The organism is Bradyrhizobium sp. (genome assembly GCF_030654605.1).
Taxonomy (GTDB): Bacteria; Pseudomonadota; Alphaproteobacteria; order Rhizobiales; family Xanthobacteraceae; genus Bradyrhizobium.
This window is the reverse complement of the sequence record NZ_JAURXB010000114.1, coordinates 23,002-49,346: the sequence shown is the minus strand read 5'-3', so window position 1 is coordinate 49,346 and position 26,345 is coordinate 23,002. Positions and strand designations below refer to the sequence as shown.

Genomic DNA, 26,345 nt, shown 5'->3' with positions numbered 1-26,345 from the left:
ATTCAGCAACGGCTTTTTGGGCGCCGCGGATCGGCAACTCCCGGCCCGGACGGCGCGTCGGCCAGGGGAGGGTTTCGTGCAATTCCATCTCAACGGATTCGAGCCCGGTGACCCCGAAATTTCAGACACGTCGCAGCGGCATCCTGCGTCAGGAGCTTCCGGCACCGTTCCGGCGAAGGTCGACGTCCTCATCGTCGGCTGCGGTCCGGCCGGATTGACTTTGGCGGCGCAACTATCCGCTTTTCCAGACATCAAAACCTGCATCGTCGAACAGAAGCCGGGCCCGTTGCTGCTCGGCCAGGCTGACGGCGTCGCCTGCCGCACGATGGAGATGTTCGAAGCCTTTGGTTTCAGCGAGCGGATGCTCAAGGAAGCCTGCTGGATCAATGAGACGACGTTCTGGAAGCCCGACCCCACGCAGACCGACAACATCATTCGCAGCGGATGGGTCCAGGACACCGAAGACGGGCTGTCGGAATTTCCGCATGTCGTTCTGAACCAGGCGCGGGTACACGATTTCTACCTCGACGTCATGCGCAAATCGCCGTCGCGTCTCGAGCCATATTACGCGCGGCAACTGCTCGATCTTCAGATCGCTCCAGCCGGCGACAGCGCCGATCCCTATCCGGTGACCGCCAGGCTCGAACGCCTCGATTCCGCGCAGGCGGGGCAGATCGAGACGATCAAGGCGCGCTATGTGGTGGGCTGCGACGGCGCGCGCAGCACCGTGCGCAGGAGTATCGGGCGCACGCTGCACGGCGACTCCGCCAATCACGCCTGGGGTGTCATGGACGTGCTGGCCGTCACCGACTTTCCGGATGTCCGCTTCAAGTCCTTGATACAGTCCGCCAACGACGGCAGCATCATCATCATTCCGCGGGAAGGCGGCTATCTTTTCAGGCTGTACATCGAGCTCGACAAGCTGGATGCCGGTGAAAGGGTTTCCGATCGCAGTATCACGCCCGACGATCTGATCGCGGCGGCCCAGCGTGTTCTCAAGCCCTATTCGCTCGACGTGAAACAGGTTCCGTGGTGGTCGGTCTATGAGATCGGCCAGCGTCTGTGCGACAAGTTCGATGATGTCCCGGACGGGGATGTCGCAAAGCGTTTGCCGCGTGTGTTCATCGCCGGCGATGCCTGCCACACTCACAGCCCGAAGGCGGGCCAGGGCATGAACGTATCGATGCAGGACGGCTTCAATCTGGGATGGAAGCTGGCATCGGTGCTGCGCAAGGGCAGCGCACCGCACCTCCTTCATACCTATTCGGCGGAACGCCAGGCCATCGCCAGGGAGCTGATCGACTTCGACCGCGAATGGGCCAGCCTGCTGGCATCGAGCCATGGGTTCGATCCGGCCGAGACGCAACGTTATTTCATCAGGCACGGGCGCTACACGGCGGGGACCGCGGCCCGTTACAGTCCCTCGCTCCTCACCGGCGAAGCAACCCATCAGCATCTGGCCGGGGGACTGACGATCGGCATGCGCTTTCATTCCGCGCCGGTCATCCGCCTCGCCGACGCCAGGCCCGTTCACCTCGGGCACACCGTCAAGGCGGACGGCCGCTGGCGCATCTTCGCCTTTGCCGGTGCCGAGGATCCCGCGGCGCCCAACTCGGGTATCCGGGCCCTGTGCGACTTTCTTGCCGGGGCGCAGGATTCGCCGTTGCGGAAATACACCCCTGATGGCGGGGACATCGACTCGGTGATCGACGTCCGCGCGGTCTTCCAGCAAGATCATCATTCGCTCGCCGTCGAGGCCATGCCGTCGTTGCTGCTGCCGCGGAAGGGGCGTTACGGACTTCGCGACTACGAAAAGATCTTCTGCGCCGACCTGAAAAGCGGCAATGACATCTTCGCTATGCGCGGCATCGACCGTGCAGCGGGGTGCATGGTGGTGGTGCGGCCGGACCAGTACGTGGCGCAGGTTCTTCCGCTCGACGGCTACGAGGCGCTGGCAACGTTCTTCGACGGCTTCATGACGCAGCCGTCGGCGAGTATCGTATAGTCGATTTGCCGCACGGCATTCGCCCTTCCGCGGTGCCGTCGCCCAACAGGCCAGGTGAGGGATGTCGTTTGCGAATTGAGTATCTCGCGGATCACGGTTCCCAGCTGCCGCGACTGGCCGAATGGCATTTCGCCGAGTTCGGCTATTTGAATCCGACCAACACGCTCGAACGCTATATCGAGCGATTGACGGCTGCGCTGCAAAAGTCCGACTTGCCGACCGCCTTCATCGCGCTGGACGATGACAAGTTGCTCGGTTCCGCCTCGCTGGTGCGCCAGACCATCACCCATCCGCATCTGTCGCCCTGGCTGTCGAGCGTCTATGTCGATCCGCAGCATCGCGGCAGGGGAATTGCCTCGGCATTGGTCGGAAGGGTCGAACGTGCCGCCGCCGGGATGGGCTCGGACCGGATCTATTTGTTCACGCCCAGCAGCGAAAAACTGTATGCAAGCCTGGGGTGGGAGCTGATGGAGTATTCGCACCACCACCAACTGAGAATTGCGATCATGTCCAAGACGCTGAGGAGGTAGGTTAAAGCGATTTGAAACGCGTGTTGCGTCCATTCGCGTAGCCACCTTGCGCACCGCCGGAATCAAAGAGGCCCCTGGGGGGCATCCCGGGGGCCTCGAACCAGAGCAACCTGGCAGCTGAATTCGTTATGGCGTGCGGTCGGCGGTGACCAGGCGGGCTTCCCGGATCATGGTCTTCTTGCCGGCGATGCGCAGGCAGGCGGCCTCGAAGTTCGGCCAGGCCTGCTGCGAGCAGTTGGAGCCGATCTGCTTGATGTCCAGGCGGTCGCCCTTGGCGAGGGCTACCGGCACGCTGGCTTCGACCTGGGGGGCAAAGCCGGGCAGAACGGTGAGGGCGCCTGCAATCAACGCGGCGATGGCGATGGCTGAAAAAGTCTTGATCATGACGGTCCCCTGTCATTGGGCCTTTTTGGCCCGCCGTTTCGTTGGTTAATGGATAGCCAGAGCCGGTTTCCGGCTGTCTTCGCGCGCCCGCGAAATGGTTTCGTCCCGCCAGAGTTTTGTTTCGTCGCCGCAGAGGCGATGAAACATTGCCTGCCTGCCTAGATGACGCCGTCCCCCCTGAAGTGGTTCAGGGACGGGCGGAATATAAAAACAGGGGTTTTGGGGCCCGAGGCTGGAACAAACCCGGCTTGCGGGCGTAGCCGGGGCGGGGTAGAGGGTTTTATGCCCCGTATCGCGCTGTATCCCGGCTCATTCGACCCCGTCACCAATGGACATCTGGATGTGGTCCGGCACGCCGTCGGGCTGTGCGACCGGCTGATCGTCGCCATCGGGGTCCATCCCGGCAAAAAACCGCTGTTTTCGACCGAGGAGCGGCTGGAAATGGTCGCACGGGTGTTTGCCCCGGTCGCCGCCGCGGCCCACTGCGCCTTCGACTGCACCACCTACGACAATTTGACCGTGACGGCGGCCCAGAAAGCCGGGGCCACGATCATGATTCGGGGGCTTCGGGACGGCACCGACCTCGATTACGAGATGCAGATTTCGGGCATGAACGAGACCATGGCGCCCGGCGTGCATACCGTGTTCCTGCCGGCCTCGGTGGCGGTCCGCCCGATCACCGCCACACTGGTGCGCCAGATCGCTGCCATGGGCGGCGATGTCTCGGCGTTCGTGCCGCCGGCGGTTGCTGCCGCCCTGAAGACCAAATTCGCCACCTGAGCCCTCATCTCTGATCCGGAGTTATCATGATCCGAATTCTTGGCCTGCTCGCCGCGCTGATCTGCGCGGCCCCCGCGATCGCGCAACCGCTGCCCGCGGGTCTCGACAAGGCGAACGCCATCGTCATCGACACCACCAAGGGCCGCATCGTGTTCAAGCTGCGCAACGACATCGCCCCCCAGCATGCCGAGCGGATCAAGACGCTGGCGCGCGAGGGCTTTTACAACAACGTGCCGTTCCACCGCGTGATGGACGGCTTCATGGCGCAGACCGGCGACGGCCAGAATTTCAACGGCACCGGCGGTTCGAAATACCCGAACCTGAAGCAGGAATTTTCCAAGGTGCCGTTCACCCGCGGCATCGTCGGCATGGCCCGGCGCGGCGACAGCGTCGATACCGCCAACTCGCAGTTCTTCTTCATGTTCGCGACGGGCTCCAGCCTCAACGGCCAGTACACCGTGATCGGCGAAGTGGTGTCGGGAATGGACGTGGTCGACAAGCTCAAGAAGGCGCCGCCGGGATCGTCCGGCGGCACGGTGACCGATCCTGACAAGATGGTGAAGGTGCAAGTCGCATCCGACATCAAGTAAGCGATGATGGCGCCGCGTCGCAAACCGCTTCCATGGTTTGCCGCGGCGCTGCTGTTGCCCTTGTGGACCGGATCGGCGCAGGGCCAACCGGAGCGGCTCGACAGCATCAGGGACGTCTTCGCCAAACTGCATTCCTGCTGGACGCCGCCGCCGCGCTCGCGCGCCAATCCGATCGACATCACCGTGGTCGTCAGCTTCAACCGCCAGGGCGCGATCCTTGGACGTCCGAAAATCACCCATGAATCGGAACAGGCCAGCGACAATGACCGTTTGATGCACCGCGTGGCCGTGATGGAGGCGTTGCAACGCTGCACGCCCTTGCCATTTACCGAAGCACTGGGCGGCGCCATCGCCGGCCGGCCGCTCGCAATCCCCTTCAGAACCCGCAAGAAACCTTCACCCAAACCCAGAGAGCACCGAGCATGGCTGACACCGAAAATACTTTGATCCTCGAAACCACCCAGGGGCCCGTCAAGATCGAGATGCGTCCCGACCTCGCACCCGGCCACGTCGCCCGGATCCAGGAACTGGTGCGCGAAGGCTTCTACGACGGCATCGTGTTCCATCGCGTGATCGAGGGCTTCATGGCGCAGACCGGATGCCCGCAGGGCACCGGCACCGGCGGTTCCGGCAAGAAGCTGAAGGCGGAATTCAACAAGGAGCCGCATGTGCGCGGCACCACCTCGATGGCGCGCGCCGCCAGCCCGGATTCCGGCGACAGCCAGTTCTTCATCTGCTTCGACGATGCCTCGTTCCTCAACAACCAATACACGGTGTGGGGCAAGGTGAGCGAAGGCATGGAGAACGTCGACAAGATCAAGCGCGGCGAGCCGGTGCAGAATCCCGACAAGATCGTCAAGGCCCGCATGGCGCTGGACGCGGAGTAGGGGCTGCCTTCACCCTCCCCTGGAGGGGGAGGGTCGGCTCGCATTGAGCATAGCGAAGTGCGAGACGGGGTGGGGTGACAGTCTCTCAACTCGAACACCGCCCGAAACGATAGACCGTCACCCCACCCCGCCGCTCCTTTCAGTCGCATCGACCCTTCCCCTCCAGGGGGGAATTATATACTTGACAAAAGTGGTCGAGACACCCTCTAGTGGCCGACGACAGGGCGGCGCTACCGAAATTGAAATCACGCCTCAGATGATTGAGGCGGGGCGGTTGGTTCTATGCGAATCTGGAATTGTTGCTTTCGGGCCAAGCGGCAGCCCGCTTGGCTGTGAGGGTGGTGTCGCTGCTGAAATTTACCGCGCTATGCGATCTTTGGAAAAACCATCATAAACCCATGTATGGCGTGGCTGGCGGCCAAAAATTCCATGCATTTGATTTTTAGATCATCTGCGCCCAAGGCGTTTTGAACATTCTCAAATACAATCTTGGCTCTTTCGTCTGTGCTTGGGGGAGAAAGCCAAGCCGTAAAGCCGCCGTCTTTGTGGGGTCCGGTTTCTACCGTCCAGTGAGCAAGTTTGTCTCTTAAGCGCTTCTGTTTAGTGACCTGTTTAAGTACGTCATCCCATGCAGACAGCGATTTTTCGTCGCGGAGACGAACCAATTCGGTCAAGGCGCGCAATCTCGATTCGAGCGGCATTTCATGGAAAATCGCATTCAGCGCCTTTTCGTCGGAGTTGCCGCATAAATAGACAAAAAGTTGGTACAGCTTATGTTCGATGGTGTGCCATTGAGTGAGGGCAAATCCCAATGCGAAAGTTACATCGGCATAAGCCTCACCAACGCTAGGGTAGGATTTAATTGCCATGGGTAAATCCGATCAAGACCTGGATGAGACTAAGCGCCTTATGGGCGCGCTAGTGCGTATGAAGCCAAAGCCGCACGAGGAAATGAAGGTTGGCAAGAAGGCCAAGAAAGCCAAACCGGAGAAGAAGCCCGGCAAGTGAGCCGAGCCTCTCGTTAGCGAGGCACTATGAGGTTAATGCGCTTACGTCTCGTATTAGCGATGGCGCGCTTTTTCGCAGTTCCAATCGAGGTTCAAAGTACCTTTTTGAGCTTCGGGAAGAAACTCTCAAGAACGTCAACTTCCGTTACAGGGCCGAAATAGGAAGCTGACATGTCCGATGAGTCAAAGACGAGAACTAGATCATCCTTCGCGCTCAAGCCTTTGCAGGACCTTGCAGCAAAGTCATCGGTGTTCAAATTCGATTCTACTAAGAAGAACGACGTTGGTTCTTCCCAGTATCCCAATTGTTCTTTGCGCATGTTGTCGATGAGAGTTTTTCTTCGCTCATCATAGGTTTTACCGCCAATCGTTTTATTGGCGATGCGACAAGTCACGTTGTAGTTTGACATTATTAGTCCCTTCAAAAGTTAGGGACTGGTATTGACTAAAGGCGATTCCAGACTCATTGTCCGGCTCTCACTACCCTATGCCCCGCTACCAGCCCCTAGCTGGATAGTGCGGAGACTGGAAGCCGCCAGCGTCAACTGGCGGTTTTTCCAATTCAAGACTTCACTAAGCGTTGAGTCGTGGTCAGGAGTCGAGGGGTAGCGTTCATGATCCGTGCTTTTTATGCACAGATCGTTTTCGCCACGCTCTGAACCGCTTTGCGGCTTGCTTCTTGTGAACGATCTTAGTTAGTCGGCCGATACGTCAGGCGCTTGCCCTCGATACCCTTGAGAGCTTTTGCCGTCCGTTCCCCATCGGTAACACCAAGGCTGGAACGATTGCTGTAGCGGAAATCAAACTCCGCAAGATAACGCTTCAAATGGGCTTCGCTGACGTGGTGGTAAACGCCAGTGATGCCGCGCTTGAGAATTGAGAAGTAGCCTTCGACCGTGTTGCTGTAAGCATCGCCGCGAACGTATTCGCCAATGCCATGGTCAACCATTTCGTGTCGCGCAAACTCTTTGCCGACGCCCATGTAGCCGCCAGCGGTATCAGTCATCAGGGAGGATTTGCGACTAACATTCGCGGTGAGGATGGGGCGCAGTTCTTCGCCGCTGATGCTGGCAACGTGGTGCGATCGGGCGCTACCGTCGCGCTCGACAAGCGTATGAACGATTTGCTTGCCCTTGCCGCCGATGTTCTTCGAGTTGCGCTTGCTCTTGTGTTTGTTGCTCTCTTTGCCGCCAATGAAAGTCGTATCAGCTTCGACGATCTTGTCGGGGCCGCCCATGGGGCCAGCGGGCTTCAGGTCGGCCATGGCTTCGCGCAGGCGGTGCATCATGAACCACGCCGTCTTGTATGTGACGCCAATCGTGCGGTGGATTTGATGGGCGCTAACGCCTTTCTTGCTCGAATTGAGAAGATGGGCGGCAAACCACCACTTGGTCAAAGGAACCTTAGACCGCTCGAATACGGTGCCAACCGTCACGGTGAACTGGCCTTTGCACTCGTTGCAATAGTACAGGCCGGGACGGTGCGAGTGCTTCGCGCCTTCGATCTTGGCGACCTTGGTTTGATCGGAGTTACCGCAATGAGGGCAATAGGGACCATCGGGCCAACGCAGAACCTCAAGGGCTTCGCGGGCCTTATCCTCGTCAGTAAACATGGGCGCGTTGAATGTGGTCATCGATTTGCTCCAATGACCACGTTTTATAGGCCTGACTTACTTTTGTCAAGTATATAATTCCCCTCCAGGGGAGGGTAAGAGGCCGTGCCTCATGGCTCGGCTGTGAGCCCCGAATATCATGCGCACCGATCTGTTCGATTTCGAACTTCCCGCCGAGAATATCGCGCTGCGGCCAGCGAGTCCGCGTGACTCTGCGCGCATGCTGGTGGTGCGTCCCGACGCGACCTTGCTCGACCGCGTCGTCGCCGAGCTGCCGCAATGGCTCGAGCCTGGCGACCAATTGGTGGTCAACGACACCAAGGTGATCTCGGCCCAGCTCAGAGGCCGCCGCATCGGCCGCGACACCGAGCCGAAGATCGACGCGACACTGATCAAGCGCCTCGACGGTTCGCGCTGGCAGGCGCTGGTGAAGCCCGCGAAAAAGCTCTCGCCCGGCGACGTGGTCCGCTTCGGCAACGAGGGCAGGGTGTGCCTGCTCGGCCATCTGGATGCGCAGGTCGAGCACAAGGGCGAGGACGGCGAGGTCACGCTGTCATTTTCATTCCACGGGCCGGCGCTAGATCAGGCGATATCGGATCTCGGCAGCCCGCCGCTGCCGCCCTACATCGCCTCCAAGCGCGCCCCCGACGAGCATGACGCCGCTGACTACCAGACCATGTTCGCGGCCAATGAGGGGGCGGTCGCGGCCCCGACGGCGGGGCTGCATTTTACGCCCGCGCTGGAAGCGGCGTTGCGCCAGCGCGGTGTCGGGATGCACCGGATCACATTGCATGTCGGGGCGGGGACCTTTCTGCCGGTCAAGGTGGACGACACCGTGGGCCACAAAATGCATGCCGAATGGGGCACAATATCGCCGGAGACTGCTGACGCCTTGAATGCAGCCCGGGCCAAGGGCGGCCGCATCGTCGCGGTCGGCACCACCTCGCTGCGGCTATTGGAAAGTGCTGCAACGGAGGATGGCACGATCCAGCCGTTCAGCGCCGATACCGCGATCTTCATCACGCCGGGCTATCGGTTTCGCGCGGTGGATATCCTGCTGACCAATTTCCATCTGCCGCGTTCGACGCTGTTCATGCTGGTGTCGGCGTTTTCCGGACTCGATGCGATGAAGCAGGCCTATGCGCACGCGATCGGCAGCGGTTATCGCTTCTACTCGTATGGCGATGCGTGCCTGCTGTTTCGCGCAACGCCTGAAACGTAGGGTGGGCAAAGGCGCGCTTGCGCCGTGCCCACCATCTATCCAGCTCATGATCTCTCATGGTGGGCACGGCGCGAAGAGCGCACCTTGGCCCACGCTACGATCCAGTCACGCCATGACGCGCTGCGGCAGCAATTCCGCGATCTGGATCGCGTTCAGCGCGGCGCCCTTCAGCAGTTGGTCCGCCGCCACGAACATCGAGATCGAATGTCCGGTGGGATCGCTGAGATCCTTGCGGATACGGCCGACCAGCACGTCATCCTGGCCGGAGGCATCGATCGGCATCGGGAAGTAGTTCTTCACCCGGTCGTCGACGATCTTCACGCCCGGCGCGCCCGACAGGAGCTCGCGCACGTCGTGCTCGGTGATCGGATTTTCGCATTCGAAGGTGATCGCCTCGCAATGCGCGCGCAGCACCGGCACCCGCACACAGGTCACGCCGACCGCGATCCGCTGGTCCTCGAGGATCTTTCGGGTCTCCTGGATGACCTTGGTCTCCTCGTCATTGTAGCCGGTCGCGGGATCGATCGCGGTGTTGTGGCTGAACAGGTTGAAGGCGTAGGGGTGTGGCAGTACCTTTTGCTGATAGGCCTCGCCGTTGAGGCTGGCGCGGGTCGATTCCACCAGCTCTTCCATGGCGGCGGCACCGGCGCCGCTGGCCGCCTGGTAGGTCGACAGGATCACGCGCTTGATGCGGTTGGCGCGGTGGATCGGCCACAGCGGCACCAGCGCGGTAATCGCGGCGCAGTTCGGGTTGGCGACGATGCCCTTGTGCTCCCTGATCCTGCGAGCGTTGATCTCGGGGATCACCAGCGGCACGTCGGGGTCCATCCGGAAGGCCGAGGAATTGTCGACCACGACCGCGCCGGCCTTCACCGCGATCGGCGCGAACTTCCGGGAAATGCCGCCGCCAGCCGAAAACAGCGCGATGTCGACGCCGGCAAAGGAGTGCTCGGTGAGCTCCTCGATGACGATGCGCTGGCCGCGGAAGTCGATGGTGTTGCCGGCCGAGCGGGCGCTGGCCAGCGCCTTCAGTCTGCCGACGCGAAAACCGCGCCGGTCCATGGTGGCGATGAATTCGGCGCCGACGGCGCCGGTCACGCCGGCAATGGCAACAACGGGATAATTGCTCACTTTGGTCTCCATTTACTTGAGCCGGATCGTCCGCGGGCAATAAAAAAGCCCCGGACCTTTTCAGGCGGGGCTTCGGTTCAGATGATGCGGGTCGTCCAACTACGTGCGCAAATCTCCCGAAGCCCGGCAGGGCTTGGTGGTTTTCGCGGTGCGTTTGGTGTTGGTGGTCATGGCGCGGGCTTATGCGGCAGAATTTTACCGGCGTCAACGGGTTTCGGGCGGAAAATAAGGGGGCAATGAGGTTGAACCGAATGCCGTTGTCACGCGATAAGCTGATCCATGAGCCTGCCCAATCACTTCGATCTGATCGCCACCAACGGCGCCGCCCGCACCGGACGGCTGACGACGCCGCATGGCGTGGTGCGTACGCCGGCCTTCATGCCGGTCGGCACCGCGGGCGCGATGAAGGGCATGCACTGGCGCGAGGTACGCGATGCCGGCGCCGACATCGTGCTCGGCAATACCTATCATCTGATGCTGCGGCCGGGCGCCGAGCGCATCGCCGGCCTCGGCGGTCTGCAGCGCTTCAGCGGCTGGAACGGCCCCATGCTGACCGACTCCGGCGGCTTCCAGGTGATGTCGCTGTCGGAGCTGCGCAAAGTCACGGAAAACGCGGTGACCTTTCGTTCCCATATCGACGGCACCAAAATCGAGCTGTCGCCCGAGCGATCGATCGAGGTGCAGCGCCTGCTGGGTTCGGACATCGCCATGCAGATGGATGAATGCATCCGCCTTCCGGCGGAGCGCGCCGACATCGAACGCGCCATGCAGCTCTCGCTGCGCTGGGGCGAGCGCAGCAAGCGCGCCTTCGAGAGCGCGCCTGACGGTTACATGCTGTTCGGGATCGCGCAGGGCGGCGACGTGCCCGAACTTCGGCACGCCAGCGCGCGCGGCATGGTCGAAACCGGGTTTCACGGCTACGCGATCGGCGGGCTTGCGGTCGGCGAACCGCAGGCGGTGATGCTGGCCATGATCGAGGAGGTGGCGCCGATCCTGCCCGTCGACCGTCCGAGATATCTGATGGGCGTCGGCACGCCCGAGGACATGCTGGAGGCGGTGGCGCGCGGCATCGACATGTTCGATTGCGTGATGCCGACCCGCAACGGGCGTCACGGCATGGCGTTCACCCGGTTCGGCCAGATCAATTTGAAAAACGCCCGCCACGCCGACGATCCACGGCCGCTGGACGAGGCCAGCGAATGGCCATCGACGCGCGATTGCGCGCGCGCCTATCTGCATCATCTGGTCAAGTCGGGTGAGACCCTGGGCGCGATGCTGCTGTCGGAAATCAACATCGCCTATTATCAGCGCTTGATGCTGGACATCAGGAACGCGGTGTCGACCGGGACATTTGAAGATTTTCGCGCACGCACCCGCGCCGATTGGGCGCGCGGCGACATCGCGCCGCGCTGAAGCCTCAGCGATCAGTTACAGACGAACCGCTTGCTCACCGCATGCTTGGTGACAAAACCGTAGCCGCAGGTATCGCAGGTCCAGAGGTAACTGATGACGTTTTCCGACAAATAGGCGGAGCCTTCCGCGGCGACCATGGAGTCGGCGCAAACCGGGCAGGTCGGCAGATCACACCCACGGGGACTGGGGTTGCACGCGACGGTCGACATGACTTCAGCGACTGCTGGCATCGTGACCTCCTTGCGCTCTCAACTTAGACTTTAGCATACACTGATTTGCTTGACGTTGTCGCAACACAAATGCGTTCGTTTTACGTTATTTGGCGGCTTTCCAGTTTTGCATTGCAGCGAAAGCCGGACGCAGGGATTCCCGCTTGCGCGCCGCCACAACCTGTCCGTAATGATGGAAGAGCTTCAAACTTACAGCACATTGCCGCCACAGGAGTATTGTCATGGACGCGCCGTCACCCACGAGTGCACTGCACCGTCCCGGCCGGGGCCGGGTTTTCGACTCGATCGTCGACGCGGTCGGCGATACGCCGATCGTCCGTCTGCGCAAATTGCCGCCAGCGCATGGGGTGAATGCGACCATCCTGGCCAAGCTGGAATATTTCAACCCCGCAGCCTCCGTGAAGGACCGCATCGGGGCGGCCATGATCATCGCGATGGAAAACGCCGGCCTGATCAATGCCGATACCGTGCTGATCGAGCCGACGTCGGGAAATACCGGGATCGCGCTCGCCTTTGTCGCCGCTTCCCGCGGCTACCGGCTGAAGCTGGTGATGCCGGAATCGATGTCGATCGAGCGGCGCAAGATGCTGGCGTTCCTCGGTGCCGAAATCGTGCTGACGCCGGCGGCCCAGGGCATGAAGGGCTCGATAGCGACCGCGGAGGAACTGGTGCGCACCACGCCCAATGCCGTGATGCCGCAGCAGTTCAAGAACCTCGCCAACCCCGAAATTCACCGCCGCACCACGGCGGAGGAAATCTGGAACGACACCGGCGGCAATATCGACTACTTCGTCGCCGGCGTCGGCACCGGCGGCACCATCACCGGCGTCGGGCAGGTGCTCAAGCCGCGCAAGCCCGGCTTGCGGATCGTCGCCGTCGAGCCGGAAGAAAGCCCGGTGCTGTCGGGCGGCCAGCATACCCCGCACAAGATCCAGGGCATCGGCGCCGGCTTCATTCCCGATATTCTCGACCGTTCCGTGATCGACGAGATCGTGAAGATCAGCGGCCCGACCGCGATCGAAACCTCGCGCGCGCTGGCGCGCACCGAAGGCATTCCCGGCGGCATTTCATCGGGTGCGGCGATCGCGGCGGCGCTGCAGATCGGCAAGCGGCCCGAGGCCGCGGGCAAGACCATCGTGGCGATCGTGCCGTCGTTCTCGGAACGCTATCTGTCGACCGTGCTGTTCGAGGGAATCTGAGACCATGGCGGATCAACCGAGGCGACCGCGAACGCTGAACGACGCGCGCACCGAAGCCGAAGCGGCGTTCAAGAAGACAACCACCAAGGTGGTGGAGGCGCCGCCGAAACCATCAGCGATTCCCGGCGTGAAGGAACTGGTTTCGCTGCGGATCGATCAGGACGTGCTCGAACACTTCCAGGAGGGTGGCCCCGGCTGGCAGGACCGCATCAACGACGCTTTGCGCAAGGTGGCGGGCAAATAGGCGGCAGCCCATGATGGCAAACTCGTCATGCCCGGGCTTGTCCCGGGCATCCATGTCTGTGCTTCACTCACGCAAGAAAGACGTGGATGGCCGGGACAAGCCCGGCCATGACGGCAACAAAAAAAGCCCGGCGCGAGCCGGGCTTTTTGCTGGATTCGATATTCACGGGCCGGATGATCAGCGCCGGAACGCACCGCCCAACATGCCGCCGACCACTCCGCCGACGAAGGCTGCACCGGGATCCCCGCCGCGGTGACCGCCACCGCCGCCACCGCCACTGCTGCGCTGCTGTTGCTGCGCGCGGCGAGCCGGCTTTTTCTCTTCCCCGTCGTCGCTCGAGGCGGTTGGCGCGGTCGCGACGATTTCCGTCAACAGCGCCTTGTGCTGGAACTTGTTGAGGTAGCCGCTCTTGGGATAGCCTCGTGCGGTCTGCCAGCGCGTAATCACCGCGCGCGTCGCCGGGTTGAACGTGCCGGTCACCTTGGTATCGAAACCGAGGCCGTTGAGTCTTCGCTGCACGTCGCGGCGCTGGCCCTTGTCGAGGCCGATCTGGTCTTCCGTGGTCTGGTTGGCTTCCGCATCAAACGTCTTGGGATCGATCCCGGTGGTCAGATTGCGGGTCGCGTTCGCCGAAGCGCCATCCTGCAGCGAGGCAATCCGGGCCTGCGCCAGCGACCTGAACTGGCCGTTCGGATAGGTGGCCAGATAGGCGTTGAGTTCTTCGGGTTTGTTGGATTCCTTGACCGATCGCCAGAATTCGACTTCGACCTCCGAACCCTGGGACGCCGTCGCAACGGCCGGGCCGGCCTGCGAAGGCGCCGCGGCAGTCCCTGCGGGCGCCGCGGCCTGATTGAGATAGACCGTCCCGATCAGGTTGGTGTGGCCCCAGGGCAATTGGCCCTTGTTGGTTTCCTCGTTGACCTGGGCGCGGACCTTGGTCATCGCCTGCTGGATTTCCATCCCGGGGGTCGCGATGTTGGCCATCAGCGCGCGTGTGAACGGGCTGTTGGCGCCTTCCTTGCCGTCGAGCGCGGTCTGCCCGGGTCCGGTGGCGAAGGCGATCAGGGTGCCTTCGCCGGACTTCATTTCCGCAAGGCCGGTCTGCACCGATACGCTGCGGGTGGCGCCGGCATTCGCCTTGATCTTGGCGGCGAACGGATTGTCGCGGCAGGCATCGAGGAACACCAGCTTGACCTTGGCGTCGCCCATGGTCTGGTCGAGCGTTAGGTCGATGTTAATGGCGGCGCCGAGCTTGACGTCCATTTCCGATTTGATGTCGGCGTCGATCGGCAACAGATAGTTGACGCCGCCGATGGCGATGCCGTGGCCGGCGTAGAAGAACACCGCGACGTCGGCGCCCTGCGCCTTCTTGCCGAACTCGAGCAGCCGTTCTGTCATCTTGTCGCGGGTGAGGTTGGTGCCTTCGACAACTTCGAACCCCACATTGCGAAGCACGCCCGCCATCGACTTGGCGTCGATCGAGGGGTTGGGGAGCGGCTGAACATTCTTGTAGGCGCCGTTGCCTACGACAAAGGCAACACGCCGGTCGGCCTTGGCCGAATGGACTGATAACGCCATGCAAATCAGGGAAAGAAATATGGTGAGGTAGCGCATTTGAAATCCCCCGGTGGAATCGCGCGACTATGGGAGCAACGCATTGCAACAGACTACACGAAAAAGCCACGCATCGTGTCGAAAATCAGGCCGTCGTCTGAATTGAGCTGCCCCGTCGCCGAATGACCACACTAGCCGGCAGGCGGGCTGCATTGAGTGATCTAGATCACAGTCGGACGCGCCGTCTCAAGAAAATCAGTTCGAGAGGATCGCCGGCACGGCTGGTCGATCAGGCCTGAACCCGCGCGGGAGCCGCCGCCTTGAGGTTCAACAGATTGCCCGTGAGGATCAGCGTCGCGCCGAGCACGGTGAACATGTCCAGCCGCTCCGAATAAATCAGCCAGCCGGCGGCGGCGCTCAGGGGAACCCGGAGGAAATCCATCGGGATCACCACCGTCGCATCGGCATACAGCATTGCGCGCGCCATGCAGTAATGGGAGAAGGTGCCGCAGATCGCGATCACGACCGTCCAGCCCCATGCCCAGGCCGACGGCCAGACCCAGACATGGATCGACGGGAAAAATCCGGCCACCGACTGCACCACCAGCATCCAGAAGATGATAGCTAGGGTGTTTTCGGTGCGGGTCAGCGACTTCACCATGGCGATGGAAATCCCGAACCCGACCGCGGCGGCCAGCGCGATCAACTGGCCCTGATTGACCTCGCCGGTCGAGGGACGAACGATTACGATGACGCCGACGACCCCGAGCACGATCGCCGCGATCTTCCACACCGTCATGCGTTCGCCGAGAAAGGCCGCGGCCAGGATCGCGGTCCAGATCGGCATGGTGAATTCGATCGAGACCACCTGGGCGAGCGGAATCAGCGTCAGCGCGAAGAACCAGCCGAGCTGCGCGCCATAGTGAATGAGATTGCGCGAGATGTGCTGCAGCGGCCGCGCGGTCTTCATGGTTGCGAAGCCGCCGCTCATGCGGATCAGCGGGTATAGCATGCAGAGGCCGAGGAGCGAGCGCACTTCCATGATCTGGAAGACGTTCATTTCACGCGTGGTTTCGCGTCCGGCCACCGTCAGGATCAGCATCAAGGCGAGCCAGCCCGCCATCCACAGCGCGGCCCTCGGCATGGAAGGTGTTCGGTCCATCGTCAGGTGATTGCCAGGATTGCCGCGTCGGGGGCCGCGCGGGATACGGAGAGGGCAGGCCGGTATCGTCGACTCCGGCCGGATTTGCAACGCGCAAATGTGCCGGGGCTGTGCTGCGCGGCGGCAAAATTCGGGGTGGGAGAGCCCGCGCGATCGATGCTAAGGAACACGACATTCCTCCTGTCATTCCGGGGCGCGTCGCGGACGCGAACCCGGAATCCCGAGGTTCCGGGTCTGGTCCTTCGGACCATCCCGGAACGACGACCTCAACCTTCGGAGAACCCCTTCATGCTCACTCTTCAACCGGCTGAATGGTCGAAGCCGCGCGGGTTTTCGCACGGCGTCGCGGTCGATGGTCCCGGCCGCTGGGTCGTGCTCGCCGGCCAGACCGGCGGCGACGAGAAGGGCGACTATGCGCCCGACATGGCGGCGCAAACCGGCACCGCGCTGCACCGGATCATCAAGCTGCTCAATGAGGCCGGCGCGGGTCCTGAGCATATCGTCCGCCTGACCTGGTACCTGACCAGCCGGGAGGAATACCAGGCCGCGGGCGCCGGCATCGGCACCGCCTGGAAGGAGACGCTCGGGCGCAACTTCCCGCCCTCGACGCTGCTCTACATTTCGGGACTGGTCGATCCGCGCGCCAAGGTCGAAATCGAGGTCACCGCCTTCGTACCGAATGCCTAGATCCCGGTTCTGATTTATCAGGACCGCGCCATAAACTATTGTTTTAATGCGCGTTTATCTACGCGAACCCGTATCCACTTCGCTCCAGAGCGCCATAGGGAATTTCACGATGACAACACGATCCACGTCGGCAGATTTTGTGACCGCCTTCGCCACCGGCTGGCCCGAGGACCAGCCCGATATCATGGTGCTGTCGCTGACCACGCACAGGGGCGTTCAGGATTTTGCGCTGAACAAGGAACAGGCCCTGCTGGTCGCCAAGACCATGACGGAAACCGCTAACCGGTTGGCCAAACCCAAGACCAGCTAGCAAGACCAGCTAGCCGATCGCGGTGAGGCGCTCAGGAGCGGGTCAGCGAAATCGATGTGACCCGGAATGCGCCTTCGGACTTGATGACGACGGATTGTTTGTTACCGCGCGTCGTCAACGAGATCTGCGCCGTGAATCCGGCGCCGCTCGCGGTCAGGTGAAAATGGCCGCCGCCGCCGCGGCCTTCAAGGTTGCCGCTGGCGTTGCGAATGCTTTCGCTCCAGGTCCCGGAAAGCGCCGTGCCCTGGGCGACGACGTTGTTGGCGAGATTGAATTTGAAGCTGTCGCTGGCGCAGGTCAGGGTCTGGTTGATGGCGTTGCCGTCGGCGCGGACGGCGTAGCTGGCGCGGCATCGAACCCGCTCGCTGGAACCGTCGTCCAGCGTGATGGTGCCGCCGCCGGACCAGTTGCCGCCCATGCCGGCGAACGCCCCGGATTCCGCAAAGCCCACGGTGCCGGCGACCGACACCACCAAAACCGCCAAAAAAAACGCGACGGCTGCGAATATCAGCCGTCGCGCATTCAGAATGATTAGTGCTGTGGCGGAGCCCGGCTTACTGCCGCGACGCTTCCCATCGACCACTGCACGGAACGCCTGCAGATGAGCCATTCCACTTCCCCGAACCGGTCTTGCCGCTGAGCTGGCCGTTCGCATATGCACCATTGATCGAGACTCGCACAAGTCCCTCTCTTCCGACCTTGCCGGAGACGGCGGCGCCACCGGCCGAGACCTTGCCGTCCGTCACGGTCAGCGTCGAGCTGACGGTCGGTTCGCAGCTGCCACTCTTGGTCACCACCGTGACATTCCAGAGCCCATCATAGGCATTGCTGTCGGCCATGGCGGGGGCAGCGGTGAGGGCGCCTGCGGCGGCAAAGGTGGAAACAAGAACCGCGTTGCGAATGCGATTGAGGCGCATGAATCATATCCCTGAATATGTATGTGTGATGACGCGGCTTATTGGGGCACAATGTGTCCAAAGTTTGCTGCGCCGCGACAACACGAAAAGTTCCCAACAAATCAAACATTTGATGGCGGGATTGGTTCCAGTCGGGGAACGAAAAGCTGGTCGGAAGCGTCGATTGTCGCCGGTAAAATATTACTTCGGCAGATTCGGCGCGCTGGTGGCAAATTGCTCGTCCTGTGGCTTGGCCGGCAGCGATTGATGGGCCTTGGCGTACTCAATTACCTCTCCGAGCAGCTTCTGGCCGAGAGGGGCCAGCGCGCGCTCCCATAGCTCCCGCGCGGTTTCGCCTTTCTTGACGAAGCACCATTCCTGGGCGGCGATCGCGCCGGCATCCATGCGGTCGGCGAGATGGTAGACGGTGCCGCCGGCGATCGGGTCGCCTTCCCGGATGGTCCATTCGACCGCCGCGATGCCGCGATGCCGCGGCAGCAGCGAGGGGTGGTAGCCGATCCCCCCGAGCCTGGCCGCCGCCAGCGCGTCCCTGCCGATGCGCGCGTGGCTGTGCGCGGTGACGATCAGGTCGGTATCGGCCGCGATCTCCCCGGCGACCACGAGTTTCGGATCGGCCTGCACCGTGACCGCGATTCCGGCGTCGCGGGCCGCGGCGGCGAGCCGGTCCTCGGCGTCAGCGACGACGACGCCAGCGATTTCGACGCCGTGCTGGCGCAGCATGTTCAGTGTCGTCACGCCGAAATGGCGGGAGCCGACCAGGGTAATCCGCATGGTGTTTGATCCGTCCAGAGCAAGGCGTCCCGTCGATAACACGTCGCCACTGTCTGTCACGCCGGGGGTGCCCGCGCGACCGGGTTATCAACAGGTCGGGCCGAGGTTTGCGACAGCGGTTTGCGAGGGCGTCGGGCCGCAAAAAGGCCACTGAAGGCGGGTTGCATGGGTCAACGCCACGGGACTACGCTGACCGCATTGCGGGTCGGGTCAACTCTGGAGGTTTTCATGCAAGGATTTTCTCTGATGCAGAGGCTATCGTTGATTTCAGCGACGATGGCGCTGGTGGCCTTGCCGGCCGGCTTGGTGCTGGCCCAGTCCACGCCGAACACCGGCGCGGCGCCGGCCGCGACAGCGGCCACGCCGCCGGCAGCGACCACCCCGCCAGCCACAACAGCGGCACAGCCGCCAGCCGCAGCTGCCGCCGCGGCGCCAGCCGCGAAGACGGAAACGACGACAACCGAACCCGCGAAGCCGGCGAAAAAGAATGCCCCGAAAAAGATGACCCGGCAGCAGGAGATCGACAAATCGATCGACAGCGGCACGGTGCCCGCGCGCTATCGCAGCTCGGTGCCGAAGGAGTACCACCATCTAATTCCGTTCGATAAGCGCTAGCCCGCGCGTTCAGGGCACGAGCCTGCTCGTCGTCAGGATGTTGCGGATCGGGCTGATGGGTGGCTGCACCCTGGAATGAGGCTGTCCAAATGCCGAAAAAGGGAATTACCGGCCACGACGAGTGGGTGCTCACGGAAGCGCTCGCCACCGCGCTGGTTGCGCTGGAGCAGCTGCCGCCGGCAAGCCAGCCACGGCCTCACATGGAGGATATCAAAAAGCTCCTGATCGCCGGCTGCCAGCAAGGTACCGTCACCGTGCATCTCGCGCAGGCCAAATGCCGGCTGTTTCCCGACCGCGATCCCCTGACGATCTATCGCGAGTACGGCCTGGAGGACGGGCAGGGCTGAAGGATTTGCCGCCTTGCGTTGCCGGCGCCTTGATGAGAGCCGGATTTCACTTCTCGCTGACTCGGCGCGGCAACCATCCCTTCAACCGCTTCCATGCGGGTGCCACGACAAATCCAATGACCGGGATGCAGGCCGCTCCGATCAACAGGCCGATGACCCCCGATATCGCCGCATGGGCGATCCATTCGAGCAGGCCGGCGGCCGCCGGGAGTGCATGAGCCGCCGCTTCCGTGGCGGCGTGGACGGCGTGTCCGATCGAAGGTGGGCCATAGATCTCCAGGCCATGCAGCACGATGCCGCCGCCGACCCAGATCATCGCAGCGGTGCCGACGGCGCCGAGCACGGTCAGGAAGGCGGGCATGCCGCGAACGAGGCCGCGTCCGAGCGCCCGGCCGATGCCGCCGAACGGCGAGGCGCCATCGTTTTTTGCCAGCGCCAAGCCGACATCGTCGGCCTTCACGATCAGGGCGACCACGCCGTACACAGCGACGGTGATCCCGATCCCGACCAGCGCCAGCACCAGCGACTGCGTCAGGAGGCTGCCAACGGGAAGTGCCGCCAGCGTGATCGCCATGATCTCCGCCGAGAGGATGAAGTCGGTCTTGATGGCGCTTGCGACCTTTTCGTCTTCCAGGGTCTGCGCATTCAACGCCACCGTGCCGAGCTGGGCTTCGTGCTGCTGGGCATGATGGGGCAGGAAGGCTTCGAGCAGTTTTTCCACCCCTTCGTAGCAGAGATAGGCGCCGCCAAACATCAGCAGCGGCGTGATCGCCGAAGGCAGGAAATAGCTCAGGGCCAGAGCGGCGGGAAGCAGGATCAGGAGCTTGTTGCGCAGCGATCCCGCCGCGATCTTGCCCACGATCGGCAGTTCGCGCCTGGCGGTAAACCCGATCACGTAGCCCGGTGTGACCGCGGTATCGTCGATGACGACACCCGCCGCCTTTGCCCCGGCCTTGACGGCCTGGCTCGCCACATCGTCAAGGGAAGCCGCCGCGACCTTTGCGATCGCAGCGATATCGTCGAGCAGGGCGATCAGTCCGATGCTCATCAACAGTTCCCGTTCGTCATTCGCAGCTTCCCCGCCGATCCACCTGAGCTATAACCCGGTAGCGCGCCCAGCACACTCGTCGAGAGCCCAACCCTGCGAGAGATCATGAGTTTCTTCGAGCGACTAAAGAGCGCAGCATCCGCCGAGTGGCGGGCCTACACCGAGCACCCCTTCACCAACGCGCTGGCGGACGGCTCGCTCGCCGAGCCGGCGTTCCGCTACTACCTCGTCCAGGACTATCTGTTCCTGATCGAGTTTTCCCGCGCCTATGCGCTCGCCGTCTACAAGTCGCCCAGGCTTGCCGACATGCGTGAAGCCGCAGCCGGCCTGTCGGCCATCATCGACATCGAGATGAACCTGCACGTAAAACTCTGCGCGGGGTGGGGGCTGTCTGCCGATGATCTCGAACGCGCCCCTCCGGCGGTCGAGATGCTGGCCTATACGCGCTACGTGCTCGACGCGGGCATGCGCGGCGATCTGCTGGCGCTCAAGGTGGCGCTGGCGCCCTGCGTGATCGGCTACGCTGACATCGCGACCCGGCTTGCCGCGCACCCCGGCGCGCTCGCCGCCACCAATCCCTACAGCGTCTGGATATCGGAATATGCCGGTGCACCCTACCAGGAGGTCGCGGCAAGAGCGCTGACGCAGCTGGATGGCCTCGCCGATCTCTACGCCACGCCGGCCCGGGAGCAGGATCTGGTCGCGATTTTCAAGGAGGCCACCCGGCTCGAAGCCGAGTTCTGGGAGATGGGCTGGCGACAACGGCTTGGCGGGGTGGCGGATTAACGGCATGATGGCTAAAAGCGCCGCAGCGGGACCGTCGAATTGGTCGCTGCTGATTGACTGCAATTGCTTCCTGATGGGATCTCCGTGAAGACTGAATTGATTGACCGCATCTACGAAAGCTCCTTCGTGCCGGAACTCTGGCCGGGCGTCCTCGACGAACTGGCCCAACTGACCGGTTCGCGCGGCGGGCTGTTGTTCTCGGCCCGCGATCGGGTCCTGAAATGGACCGCGTCCGCGAACCTGAATGATATCTTTCGGTCCTATGTCGAGGACGGCTGGTTTTCGCGTTGCCCGCGCCGGATCTGCCTGTTTGGACGGACGCTGCCGGGATTCTTCGTCGAACATGATTTCTGGACGCAGGAACAGCTCGACAGCAATCCGATCTATCGGGACTTCTTTCGCCCGCACGGGCTCGGCTGGTCGGCCGGTACCGGTCTGCAATTGCCCACCGGCGATCATATCGTCTTCAGCATCGAGCGCGATCACAGCCGTGGACCGATCGAAAAGGAACGGGTCGAGCTGCTGAACGAACTCCGTTCCCATCTGGCGCGCAGCGCCTTCGTGGCGGCGCGGCTGGGGTTGCAGCGCGCCAGGGGCGCCAAGGAGGCGCTCACGGCGATGGGATTGCCGGCACTGCTGCTCGGCCAGGACGGCACGGTGATCGAAGCCAATCCCCTGATCGAAGATTTGCCCGACCATTTGCAGTGGCGTGCGCAAAACCGCATCGCGCTGGCGGATAGCCGCGCCAACGAGCTGTTGCGGGCAGCACTTGTGGCGCTCGATACCCATGCCGAATTGTCCGTGCGCTCGTTTCCGCTACGTGACGCCGACGACCGAGCGGTCCTGGTGGTTCATCTCATTCCGATCCGGCGCTCCGCCCACGACATCTTTGCCGGCAGCTACGCGCTGCTGGTGGTGACGCCGGTGTCGGCCCCGGCAGCGCCGCCGGTTGAACTGATGCGGTCGCTGTTCGACCTGACCGTGTCGGAGGCCCGGGTGGCGCGCGGGCTTGCCGTCGGCGAGACGCTGGAGGAGATTGCCGTCAGCGGCGGAGTGGCCATCTCCACGGTCCGCTCGCAACTGCGTCAGGTGCTGGAAAAAACCGGATGCGCCCGCCAGGCCGAAGTGGTGTCGCTGCTTGCCAATGTCACGCTTGATCGCAGCACAGCGAGGAATTAGCCTCGGATTCGGCGCGTCGAAAGCCTGCTCCGACCGGCGCTTTCGCGCCGTCCGGTTTTCCGGGCTCGGGCTAGGCGTTGCGTCTGCCGAACAGCAGATGCCCCGACCGCCACATGCGCTCGCAGACGGCGCGCGCGAATTTCGTCCGTTGTTCGGGCTCGAACGGCACGAACACGGCGTCGGACAGAATTTCCGAGATGCTCTTGTTTGCGTCTGCGCGCTCCAGCAGCAAGGCTTCCGATCTCGATATCGGGGTAACGACTTCGCCGTGCGACGCAGCGCGCGTCAGGATCAATGCGTTGGCGACGCCGGCAAGCCTGGTGCCGGCGCGAACCAGCGGGACATACGCCAGAAAATCGTCGGTATCGAAACGGATGAGGAAGCGCGCGCTCTCGGGCTTCCTGACGAAAAAATCGTGCCTTGACGTCAGCACGGCCAGATTATCCATCACCGCCCACTGTTCGGCGGCCGGCAGCGCCAGAATTCTTTCCAGCATCTCTCCGCTGAGATAGCGATCGGCGCAGTACAGCGCGTTGTCGTTCCAGCCGGAGAAGATCAGCCCGGCCGTTTCGACAAACGCCATGATCTCCGGCACCGAGTAGGCGCGATCCTGCGGGTGAAGCAGCATGTCCACCAGCCCCGCGTCGCCGACATCGTCGGTCAGGTCGTTGGGCAGCTTGCCGTTGGTCGAGACCAAATAGTGGTACGAGGGGACAGCCTTCAGAAGCTCGCGCGCAATCCTGACGCCCTCGGCATTCGGACCGGCGCCAAGCCGCCGCAGGATATCCTGCACCAGATAGACGCCGGCGCGCCCGGCCGTCCCGTACAGCATGATGGCCATGCTGCCCCTGACATCGAGTACATCCGCGAGTGCCTTCAGTCCGGCATCCGGATCGGGAAGGTGATGAAGAACGCCGGTGGAAACGATCAGGTCGAAGGAGCGGTTCAACTGGCCGACATCGAGCAGGCTCATCTGCCGAAGTTCAAGGTTGCCGAGGCTGTGTCGCTCGCGAAGACGGTTGGACTGAGCGAGGCTGGCCTCGGAAAGATCGATACCGACGACAGAACAATCCGGGTTGTTAAGGGCGATCAGAGCCGCCTGGGAAGAGCCGCAACCGGCGCACAAGATGCGCAGGTCTTGCCGGGGCCGGCCCTCTGGCCACAACTGAATGCCGGCAAATCTGGGGTCACATGTCAGCGGTCCCCATTGCTTCAGGAATTTCTCGGCGTCCTCGATTGGCGGCGGATAGCTGTACGCCTCGTACTGCTTCCTGACCGCCTCTGTAACTGTGTCTTCCATGACATGACCCTAGATTGGGCCGATCCGGCCCGCAATGGTCGCGGAGAACTTCGACGCACGTCTGAAATGCGCCCGTGTTTATGAGGGAGCTACGCCAACGATAAGGACGACGGCGGCCGCGACCATACGCCGGTGGCGGCGAGCCAACCTTTTCGATGGGTCCGCCTACGTGCATCACCACGTTCTGCGCAACGCTCGGTGTCAATTCGTCTCTGGGCCCGCGCTCGATTCGCGCTGTCGCTTCAACTAGCGCCGCGCCTTGTGTCGTCGGTTGCATCAATGTTCAGTGCAATTTCAGCGCTCAATTCAAACGCTGATTTCCGTACTTCTACGGTCCGTTGCGGGCCGCCCACTCGTCAGCGTTAGCGAAGCGTAAAATCTGATCGATTAGAATTGCCGAATAAATGTGCACTGTCGGTTCGGCATAGATCCTACGAATCCCAAAATGACCAGGAAACAATCATGAGCGGCTTTTCCGTTCGTCTCACACACAGGATCATGGCGATAGGCATCGTCGGGTTGATCGGGCTTCTCGCATTCGGGGCGATCTACCAGATTGGAAACGGGTTGCAGGATGCGTCGCGGATTGTCGCAAGCGAAGGCCGCGCCATCTCCAGCCTGAACAAGCAGATTTCGATCAAGATGCTGGAGGCGCGCAGGGCCGAGAAGGATTTTCAGCTCCGTCGCAACGAGTCCTACCTGAAGCATCATTCGGAATTGTCTGCCGGAATACACCGCGACATCGACAAACTGAAATCCATGATGCGATCCGGCGACTTCAACGCCATCCTTGGGAAGGTCGAGATCGCGCAGCGCGGCTTCGCAAATTACGTGAAGAACTTTGCAGGTTTGGCGCAAGCCGAGATCAGGCTTGGCCTGAACGAGAAGCTCGGCCTGACCGGTTCGCTGCGCGGTGCGGTTCACGACATAGAAGCCAGGCTCAAGGAAATCGACGATCCGCGACTGACCAGCTTGATGCTGATGATGCGGCGGCATGAGAAAGATTTCATGCTGCGGCGCAACGAGAAGTATGTCGGTGAACTGAAAAAGACCGCGGCGAATTTCTCGAAGTCGCTGGCAGGGACCGGAATACAACCGGCGCTGAAGTCGGACATCGCCGGGAAGCTGGAAAAATATCAGGCGGATTTCTCTGCCTGGGCCACCGGCGCGCTGGAAGTTGCGAGCCTTGGCGCTGCGATGTCGCAGACGTTTCGCGACATCGAGCCTGTGATCGTCGAGGTCGAGAAAAGTGTCGAGCAGGCGTACACTGGGGCTGAAGCCCATGAGGCGGCGACGCGCAGCTCGGTCGGCACGTGGATGATGATCGCGTTCGCCCTGGCGGTCGTCCTGGTGATGGGACTTTCGCTATTGATCGGACGGTCGATCTCTGGGGCGATCGCTTCGATGGTCTCGGCGATGACCCGGCTTGCGACGGGCGACCTCAGGATCGCGATCCCGGGCCTCGGCCGCCGGGACGAGATCGGCGAAATGGCCGGCGCGGTCGAAGTGTTCAAGAACAGCATGACCGAAGCGGAGCGGCTGCGCGCCGAACAGCGCGAGACGGAGCAACGGCAGCTGGAACAGCGCAAGGCCGACATGCAGGAGCTTGCCGACGCTTTCGAGGGGGCGGTGGGCGAGATCGTCGAGACCGTGTCTTCGGCGGCGACCGAACTCGAGGCCTCCGCCGATACGCTGACGAAGGCCGCCGAGCGATCGCAAAATCTTGCCACCGTGGTTGCCGCGGCTTCCGAAGAGGCATCCACCAATGTGCAATCGGTTTCCGCGGCCAGCGAGGAACTGACCGCGTCGGTGAACGAGATCAGCCGGCAGGTCCAGGAATCATCCCGGGTCGCCAGCGAGGCGGTCGACCAGGCGCAGGAGACCAACAACCGCGTCAGCGCGCTGTCGCTGGCCGCCAGTCGCATCGGCGACGTGGTCGAATTGATCAATACCATCGCCGGACAGACCAATCTGCTGGCGCTGAACGCGACCATCGAAGCGGCGCGCGCCGGCGAGGCCGGTCGCGGCTTTGCCGTGGTGGCGTCGGAAGTGAAGGCGCTCGCCGAACAGACGGCGAAAGCGACCGGCGAAATCAGCCAGCAGATATCGGGCATTCAGGCCGCCACCCAGGATTCGGTGGGGGCCATCAAGGAGATCGGCAACACCATCGGCCGCATGTCGGAGATCTCCTCGACCATCGCCTCCTCGGTGGAAGAGCAGGGCGCCGCGACGCAGGAAATATCGCGCAACATCCAGCACGCCGCAGAGGGCACGCAGCAGGTTTCCTCGAACATTGCCGAAGTGCAGCATGGCGCGACCGAGACCGGTTCGGCGTCCGCGCAGGTTCATTCCGCGGCAAAATCGCTGTCGAGCGAAAGCAACCGGCTCAAGCTCGAAGTCGGAAAATTTCTCAACTCGGTCAGGGCCGCCTGACC

Annotated in this window: 31 protein-coding genes; 18 read left to right on the top strand and 13 right to left on the bottom strand. The window is 62.4% G+C overall.

What is annotated here, in order from left to right; genetic code table 11:
- Window positions 1-76: 76 nt before the first annotated feature.
- On the top strand, window positions 77-2,005 hold the full coding sequence (locus Q7U29_RS11435) for an FAD-binding monooxygenase (protein WP_304741438.1): 1,929 nt from the start codon (window positions 77-79) through the stop codon (window positions 2,003-2,005).
- Window positions 2,006-2,010: 5 nt separating this feature from the next.
- Window positions 2,011-2,535 (top strand): GNAT family N-acetyltransferase, encoded by a 525-nt coding sequence (locus tag Q7U29_RS11430; protein ID WP_304741436.1) that lies wholly within the window; start codon window positions 2,011-2,013, stop codon window positions 2,533-2,535.
- Window positions 2,536-2,661: 126 nt separating this feature from the next.
- On the opposite strand, the gene Q7U29_RS11425 is transcribed toward Q7U29_RS11430, so the two are convergent.
- Window positions 2,662-2,919, bottom strand: coding sequence for a hypothetical protein (locus tag Q7U29_RS11425; protein ID WP_304741434.1), 258 nt, complete (start codon window positions 2,917-2,919; stop codon window positions 2,662-2,664).
- A gap of 282 nt (window positions 2,920-3,201) precedes the next feature.
- On the opposite strand from Q7U29_RS11425, the gene coaD reads away from it, so the two are divergent.
- The 4 genes from coaD to Q7U29_RS11405 are packed head-to-tail and all read left to right on the top strand — an operon-like array spanning window position 3,202 to window position 5,176.
- Complete coding sequence (gene coaD / locus Q7U29_RS11420; RefSeq protein WP_304741432.1) at window positions 3,202-3,699, top strand: pantetheine-phosphate adenylyltransferase; 498 nt, start codon at window positions 3,202-3,204, stop codon at window positions 3,697-3,699.
- A 26-nt stretch (window positions 3,700-3,725) separates the two neighbouring features.
- Entirely contained in the window at window positions 3,726-4,289 is a 564-nt protein-coding gene (locus tag Q7U29_RS11415; RefSeq protein ID WP_304741430.1) for a peptidylprolyl isomerase, read from the top strand.
- A gap of 6 nt (window positions 4,290-4,295) precedes the next feature.
- A complete protein-coding gene (locus Q7U29_RS11410; protein ID WP_304741507.1) occupies window positions 4,296-4,736 on the top strand; it encodes a hypothetical protein in 441 nt (146 codons plus the stop codon).
- Window positions 4,712-5,176, top strand: coding sequence for a peptidylprolyl isomerase (locus tag Q7U29_RS11405; protein WP_304741428.1), 465 nt, complete (start codon window positions 4,712-4,714; stop codon window positions 5,174-5,176). Before Q7U29_RS11410 ends, Q7U29_RS11405 begins: the two co-directional genes overlap by 25 nt.
- A 365-nt stretch (window positions 5,177-5,541) precedes the next feature.
- Here Q7U29_RS11405 and Q7U29_RS11400 read toward each other — a convergent pair whose 3' ends face one another.
- Window positions 5,542-6,045, bottom strand: a complete 504-nt coding sequence (locus Q7U29_RS11400) for a hypothetical protein (protein WP_304741426.1) — start codon at window positions 6,043-6,045, stop codon at window positions 5,542-5,544.
- Here Q7U29_RS11400 and Q7U29_RS11395 point away from each other — a divergent pair.
- The gene (locus tag Q7U29_RS11395) at window positions 6,044-6,184 is read left to right on the top strand and encodes a hypothetical protein (RefSeq protein ID WP_304741424.1); all 141 of its coding nucleotides are present in this window, start codon (window positions 6,044-6,046) and stop codon (window positions 6,182-6,184) included. The genes Q7U29_RS11400 and Q7U29_RS11395 overlap by 2 nt on opposite strands.
- Window positions 6,185-6,275: 91 nt before the next feature.
- Here Q7U29_RS11395 and Q7U29_RS11390 read toward each other — a convergent pair whose 3' ends face one another.
- Entirely contained in the window at window positions 6,276-6,593 is a 318-nt protein-coding gene (locus Q7U29_RS11390; protein ID WP_304741422.1) for a hypothetical protein, read from the bottom strand.
- Between the two features lie 281 nt (window positions 6,594-6,874).
- Window positions 6,875-7,816, bottom strand: coding sequence for an IS1595 family transposase (locus Q7U29_RS11385; RefSeq protein ID WP_304741420.1), 942 nt, complete (start codon window positions 7,814-7,816; stop codon window positions 6,875-6,877).
- Between the two features lie 118 nt (window positions 7,817-7,934).
- Here Q7U29_RS11385 and queA point away from each other — a divergent pair, with 118 nt between their 5' ends.
- A complete protein-coding gene (gene queA, locus Q7U29_RS11380; protein WP_304741418.1) occupies window positions 7,935-9,017 on the top strand; it encodes a tRNA preQ1(34) S-adenosylmethionine ribosyltransferase-isomerase QueA in 1,083 nt (360 codons plus the stop codon).
- Window positions 9,018-9,122: 105 nt separating this feature from the next.
- On the opposite strand, the gene Q7U29_RS11375 is transcribed toward queA, so the two are convergent.
- The gene (locus Q7U29_RS11375; protein ID WP_304741416.1) at window positions 9,123-10,160 is read right to left on the bottom strand and encodes an aspartate-semialdehyde dehydrogenase; all 1,038 of its coding nucleotides are present in this window, start codon (window positions 10,158-10,160) and stop codon (window positions 9,123-9,125) included.
- Window positions 10,161-10,427: 267 nt separating this feature from the next.
- Between Q7U29_RS11375 and tgt the strand changes: the two genes are divergently transcribed.
- The gene (gene tgt / locus Q7U29_RS11370) at window positions 10,428-11,561 is read left to right on the top strand and encodes a tRNA guanosine(34) transglycosylase Tgt (protein WP_304741414.1); all 1,134 of its coding nucleotides are present in this window, start codon (window positions 10,428-10,430) and stop codon (window positions 11,559-11,561) included.
- Window positions 11,562-11,572: 11 nt separating this feature from the next.
- Here the strand turns inward: tgt and Q7U29_RS11365 are convergent, their stop codons facing one another.
- Window positions 11,573-11,791, bottom strand: coding sequence for a hypothetical protein (locus Q7U29_RS11365; RefSeq protein WP_304741413.1), 219 nt, complete (start codon window positions 11,789-11,791; stop codon window positions 11,573-11,575).
- A gap of 221 nt (window positions 11,792-12,012) precedes the next feature.
- On the opposite strand from Q7U29_RS11365, the gene cysK reads away from it, so the two are divergent.
- Complete coding sequence (gene cysK / locus Q7U29_RS11360; protein WP_304741411.1) at window positions 12,013-12,990, top strand: cysteine synthase A; 978 nt, start codon at window positions 12,013-12,015, stop codon at window positions 12,988-12,990.
- Window positions 12,991-12,994: 4 nt separating this feature from the next.
- Window positions 12,995-13,234 (top strand): BrnA antitoxin family protein, encoded by a 240-nt coding sequence (locus Q7U29_RS11355; RefSeq protein WP_304741409.1) that lies wholly within the window; start codon window positions 12,995-12,997, stop codon window positions 13,232-13,234.
- A gap of 177 nt (window positions 13,235-13,411) precedes the next feature.
- On the opposite strand, the gene Q7U29_RS11350 is transcribed toward Q7U29_RS11355, so the two are convergent.
- Both Q7U29_RS11350 and Q7U29_RS11345 read right to left on the bottom strand, forming a co-directional pair.
- On the bottom strand, window positions 13,412-14,848 hold the full coding sequence (locus Q7U29_RS11350; RefSeq protein WP_304741407.1) for a caspase family protein: 1,437 nt from the start codon (window positions 14,846-14,848) through the stop codon (window positions 13,412-13,414).
- Window positions 14,849-15,077: 229 nt separating this feature from the next.
- On the bottom strand, window positions 15,078-15,950 hold the full coding sequence (locus Q7U29_RS11345) for a DMT family transporter (protein WP_304741405.1): 873 nt from the start codon (window positions 15,948-15,950) through the stop codon (window positions 15,078-15,080).
- 288 nt (window positions 15,951-16,238) lie between these two features.
- On the opposite strand from Q7U29_RS11345, the gene Q7U29_RS11340 reads away from it, so the two are divergent.
- Window positions 16,239-16,637 (top strand): RidA family protein, encoded by a 399-nt coding sequence (locus Q7U29_RS11340; RefSeq protein ID WP_304741403.1) that lies wholly within the window; start codon window positions 16,239-16,241, stop codon window positions 16,635-16,637.
- A gap of 109 nt (window positions 16,638-16,746) precedes the next feature.
- On the top strand, window positions 16,747-16,947 hold the full coding sequence (locus tag Q7U29_RS11335) for a hypothetical protein (protein ID WP_304741401.1): 201 nt from the start codon (window positions 16,747-16,749) through the stop codon (window positions 16,945-16,947).
- Window positions 16,948-16,978: 31 nt separating this feature from the next.
- On the opposite strand, the gene Q7U29_RS11330 is transcribed toward Q7U29_RS11335, so the two are convergent.
- The 3 genes from Q7U29_RS11330 to Q7U29_RS11320 all read right to left on the bottom strand — a co-directional run bounded on the left by Q7U29_RS11330 (window position 16,979) and on the right by Q7U29_RS11320 (window position 18,635).
- Window positions 16,979-17,419 carry a hypothetical protein gene (locus Q7U29_RS11330; protein WP_370691739.1) on the bottom strand — a complete coding sequence of 147 codons (441 nt, stop codon included), beginning with the start codon at window positions 17,417-17,419 and terminating at the stop codon, window positions 16,979-16,981.
- Between the two features lie 82 nt (window positions 17,420-17,501).
- The gene (locus Q7U29_RS11325; protein ID WP_304741397.1) at window positions 17,502-17,864 is read right to left on the bottom strand and encodes a hypothetical protein; all 363 of its coding nucleotides are present in this window, start codon (window positions 17,862-17,864) and stop codon (window positions 17,502-17,504) included.
- A 180-nt stretch (window positions 17,865-18,044) separates the two neighbouring features.
- Window positions 18,045-18,635, bottom strand: coding sequence for a formyltransferase family protein (locus tag Q7U29_RS11320; RefSeq protein WP_304741395.1), 591 nt, complete (start codon window positions 18,633-18,635; stop codon window positions 18,045-18,047).
- A 165-nt stretch (window positions 18,636-18,800) separates the two neighbouring features.
- Here Q7U29_RS11320 and Q7U29_RS11315 point away from each other — a divergent pair, with 165 nt between their 5' ends.
- Both Q7U29_RS11315 and Q7U29_RS11310 read left to right on the top strand, forming a co-directional pair.
- Window positions 18,801-19,250 (top strand): hypothetical protein, encoded by a 450-nt coding sequence (locus tag Q7U29_RS11315; protein ID WP_370691738.1) that lies wholly within the window; start codon window positions 18,801-18,803, stop codon window positions 19,248-19,250.
- Window positions 19,251-19,339: 89 nt separating this feature from the next.
- Window positions 19,340-19,597: a hypothetical protein gene (locus tag Q7U29_RS11310; RefSeq protein ID WP_304741393.1), complete on the top strand. Its 258-nt coding sequence runs from the start codon at window positions 19,340-19,342 to the stop codon at window positions 19,595-19,597.
- A 46-nt stretch (window positions 19,598-19,643) separates the two neighbouring features.
- On the opposite strand, the gene Q7U29_RS11305 is transcribed toward Q7U29_RS11310, so the two are convergent.
- Window positions 19,644-20,645 carry a DUF808 domain-containing protein gene (locus Q7U29_RS11305; RefSeq protein ID WP_304741391.1) on the bottom strand — a complete coding sequence of 334 codons (1,002 nt, stop codon included), beginning with the start codon at window positions 20,643-20,645 and terminating at the stop codon, window positions 19,644-19,646.
- 105 nt (window positions 20,646-20,750) lie between these two features.
- On the opposite strand from Q7U29_RS11305, the gene Q7U29_RS11300 reads away from it, so the two are divergent.
- Window positions 20,751-21,431, top strand: coding sequence for a TenA family protein (locus Q7U29_RS11300; RefSeq protein WP_304741389.1), 681 nt, complete (start codon window positions 20,751-20,753; stop codon window positions 21,429-21,431).
- 84 nt (window positions 21,432-21,515) lie between these two features.
- A complete protein-coding gene (locus Q7U29_RS11295; RefSeq protein WP_304741387.1) occupies window positions 21,516-22,610 on the top strand; it encodes a helix-turn-helix transcriptional regulator in 1,095 nt (364 codons plus the stop codon).
- A 70-nt stretch (window positions 22,611-22,680) separates the two neighbouring features.
- Here Q7U29_RS11295 and Q7U29_RS11290 read toward each other — a convergent pair whose 3' ends face one another.
- A complete protein-coding gene (locus tag Q7U29_RS11290; RefSeq protein ID WP_304741385.1) occupies window positions 22,681-23,910 on the bottom strand; it encodes a bifunctional 2-polyprenyl-6-hydroxyphenol methylase/3-demethylubiquinol 3-O-methyltransferase UbiG in 1,230 nt (409 codons plus the stop codon).
- Window positions 23,911-24,372: 462 nt separating this feature from the next.
- On the opposite strand from Q7U29_RS11290, the gene Q7U29_RS11285 reads away from it, so the two are divergent.
- Window positions 24,373-26,343 carry a methyl-accepting chemotaxis protein gene (locus Q7U29_RS11285; protein ID WP_304741383.1) on the top strand — a complete coding sequence of 657 codons (1,971 nt, stop codon included), beginning with the start codon at window positions 24,373-24,375 and terminating at the stop codon, window positions 26,341-26,343.
- Window positions 26,344-26,345 lie beyond the last annotated feature (2 nt).

Excerpts from the sequence above, each read along its gene's own strand:
- Q7U29_RS11385 (WP_304741420.1), bottom strand. The coding sequence starts at position 7,816 with ATGACCACATTCAACGCGCCCATGTTTACTGACGAGGATAAGGCCCGC.
- Q7U29_RS11425 (WP_304741434.1), bottom strand. The coding sequence starts at position 2,919 with ATGATCAAGACTTTTTCAGCCATCGCCATCGCCGCGTTGATTGCAGGC.
- Q7U29_RS11305 (WP_304741391.1), bottom strand. The coding sequence starts at position 20,645 with ATGAGCATCGGACTGATCGCCCTGCTCGACGATATCGCTGCGATCGCA.
- Q7U29_RS11355 (WP_304741409.1), top strand. The coding sequence starts at position 12,995 with ATGGCGGATCAACCGAGGCGACCGCGAACGCTGAACGACGCGCGCACC.
- tgt (WP_304741414.1), top strand. The coding sequence starts at position 10,428 with ATGAGCCTGCCCAATCACTTCGATCTGATCGCCACCAACGGCGCCGCC.
- Q7U29_RS11405 (WP_304741428.1), top strand. The coding sequence starts at position 4,712 with ATGGCTGACACCGAAAATACTTTGATCCTCGAAACCACCCAGGGGCCC.
- Q7U29_RS11400 (WP_304741426.1), bottom strand. The coding sequence starts at position 6,045 with ATGGCAATTAAATCCTACCCTAGCGTTGGTGAGGCTTATGCCGATGTA.
- queA (WP_304741418.1), top strand. The coding sequence starts at position 7,935 with ATGCGCACCGATCTGTTCGATTTCGAACTTCCCGCCGAGAATATCGCG.
- Q7U29_RS11350 (WP_304741407.1), bottom strand. The coding sequence starts at position 14,848 with ATGCGCTACCTCACCATATTTCTTTCCCTGATTTGCATGGCGTTATCA.
- Q7U29_RS11345 (WP_304741405.1), bottom strand. The coding sequence starts at position 15,950 with ATGGACCGAACACCTTCCATGCCGAGGGCCGCGCTGTGGATGGCGGGC.
- Q7U29_RS11290 (WP_304741385.1), bottom strand. The coding sequence starts at position 23,910 with ATGGAAGACACAGTTACAGAGGCGGTCAGGAAGCAGTACGAGGCGTAC.
- Q7U29_RS11335 (WP_304741401.1), top strand. The coding sequence starts at position 16,747 with ATGACAACACGATCCACGTCGGCAGATTTTGTGACCGCCTTCGCCACC.
- Q7U29_RS11315 (WP_370691738.1), top strand. The coding sequence starts at position 18,801 with ATGGGTCAACGCCACGGGACTACGCTGACCGCATTGCGGGTCGGGTCA.
- Q7U29_RS11415 (WP_304741430.1), top strand. The coding sequence starts at position 3,726 with ATGATCCGAATTCTTGGCCTGCTCGCCGCGCTGATCTGCGCGGCCCCC.
- Q7U29_RS11320 (WP_304741395.1), bottom strand. The coding sequence starts at position 18,635 with ATGCGGATTACCCTGGTCGGCTCCCGCCATTTCGGCGTGACGACACTG.
- Q7U29_RS11310 (WP_304741393.1), top strand. The coding sequence starts at position 19,340 with ATGCCGAAAAAGGGAATTACCGGCCACGACGAGTGGGTGCTCACGGAA.
- Q7U29_RS11390 (WP_304741422.1), bottom strand. The coding sequence starts at position 6,593 with ATGTCAAACTACAACGTGACTTGTCGCATCGCCAATAAAACGATTGGC.
- Q7U29_RS11410 (WP_304741507.1), top strand. The coding sequence starts at position 4,296 with ATGGCGCCGCGTCGCAAACCGCTTCCATGGTTTGCCGCGGCGCTGCTG.
- Q7U29_RS11340 (WP_304741403.1), top strand. The coding sequence starts at position 16,239 with ATGCTCACTCTTCAACCGGCTGAATGGTCGAAGCCGCGCGGGTTTTCG.
- Q7U29_RS11395 (WP_304741424.1), top strand. The coding sequence starts at position 6,044 with ATGGGTAAATCCGATCAAGACCTGGATGAGACTAAGCGCCTTATGGGC.
- coaD (WP_304741432.1), top strand. The coding sequence starts at position 3,202 with ATGCCCCGTATCGCGCTGTATCCCGGCTCATTCGACCCCGTCACCAAT.
- Q7U29_RS11300 (WP_304741389.1), top strand. The coding sequence starts at position 20,751 with ATGAGTTTCTTCGAGCGACTAAAGAGCGCAGCATCCGCCGAGTGGCGG.
- Q7U29_RS11365 (WP_304741413.1), bottom strand. The coding sequence starts at position 11,791 with ATGCCAGCAGTCGCTGAAGTCATGTCGACCGTCGCGTGCAACCCCAGT.
- Q7U29_RS11375 (WP_304741416.1), bottom strand. The coding sequence starts at position 10,160 with ATGGAGACCAAAGTGAGCAATTATCCCGTTGTTGCCATTGCCGGCGTG.
- Q7U29_RS11325 (WP_304741397.1), bottom strand. The coding sequence starts at position 17,864 with ATGCGCCTCAATCGCATTCGCAACGCGGTTCTTGTTTCCACCTTTGCC.
- Q7U29_RS11285 (WP_304741383.1), top strand. The coding sequence starts at position 24,373 with ATGAGCGGCTTTTCCGTTCGTCTCACACACAGGATCATGGCGATAGGC.
- cysK (WP_304741411.1), top strand. The coding sequence starts at position 12,013 with ATGGACGCGCCGTCACCCACGAGTGCACTGCACCGTCCCGGCCGGGGC.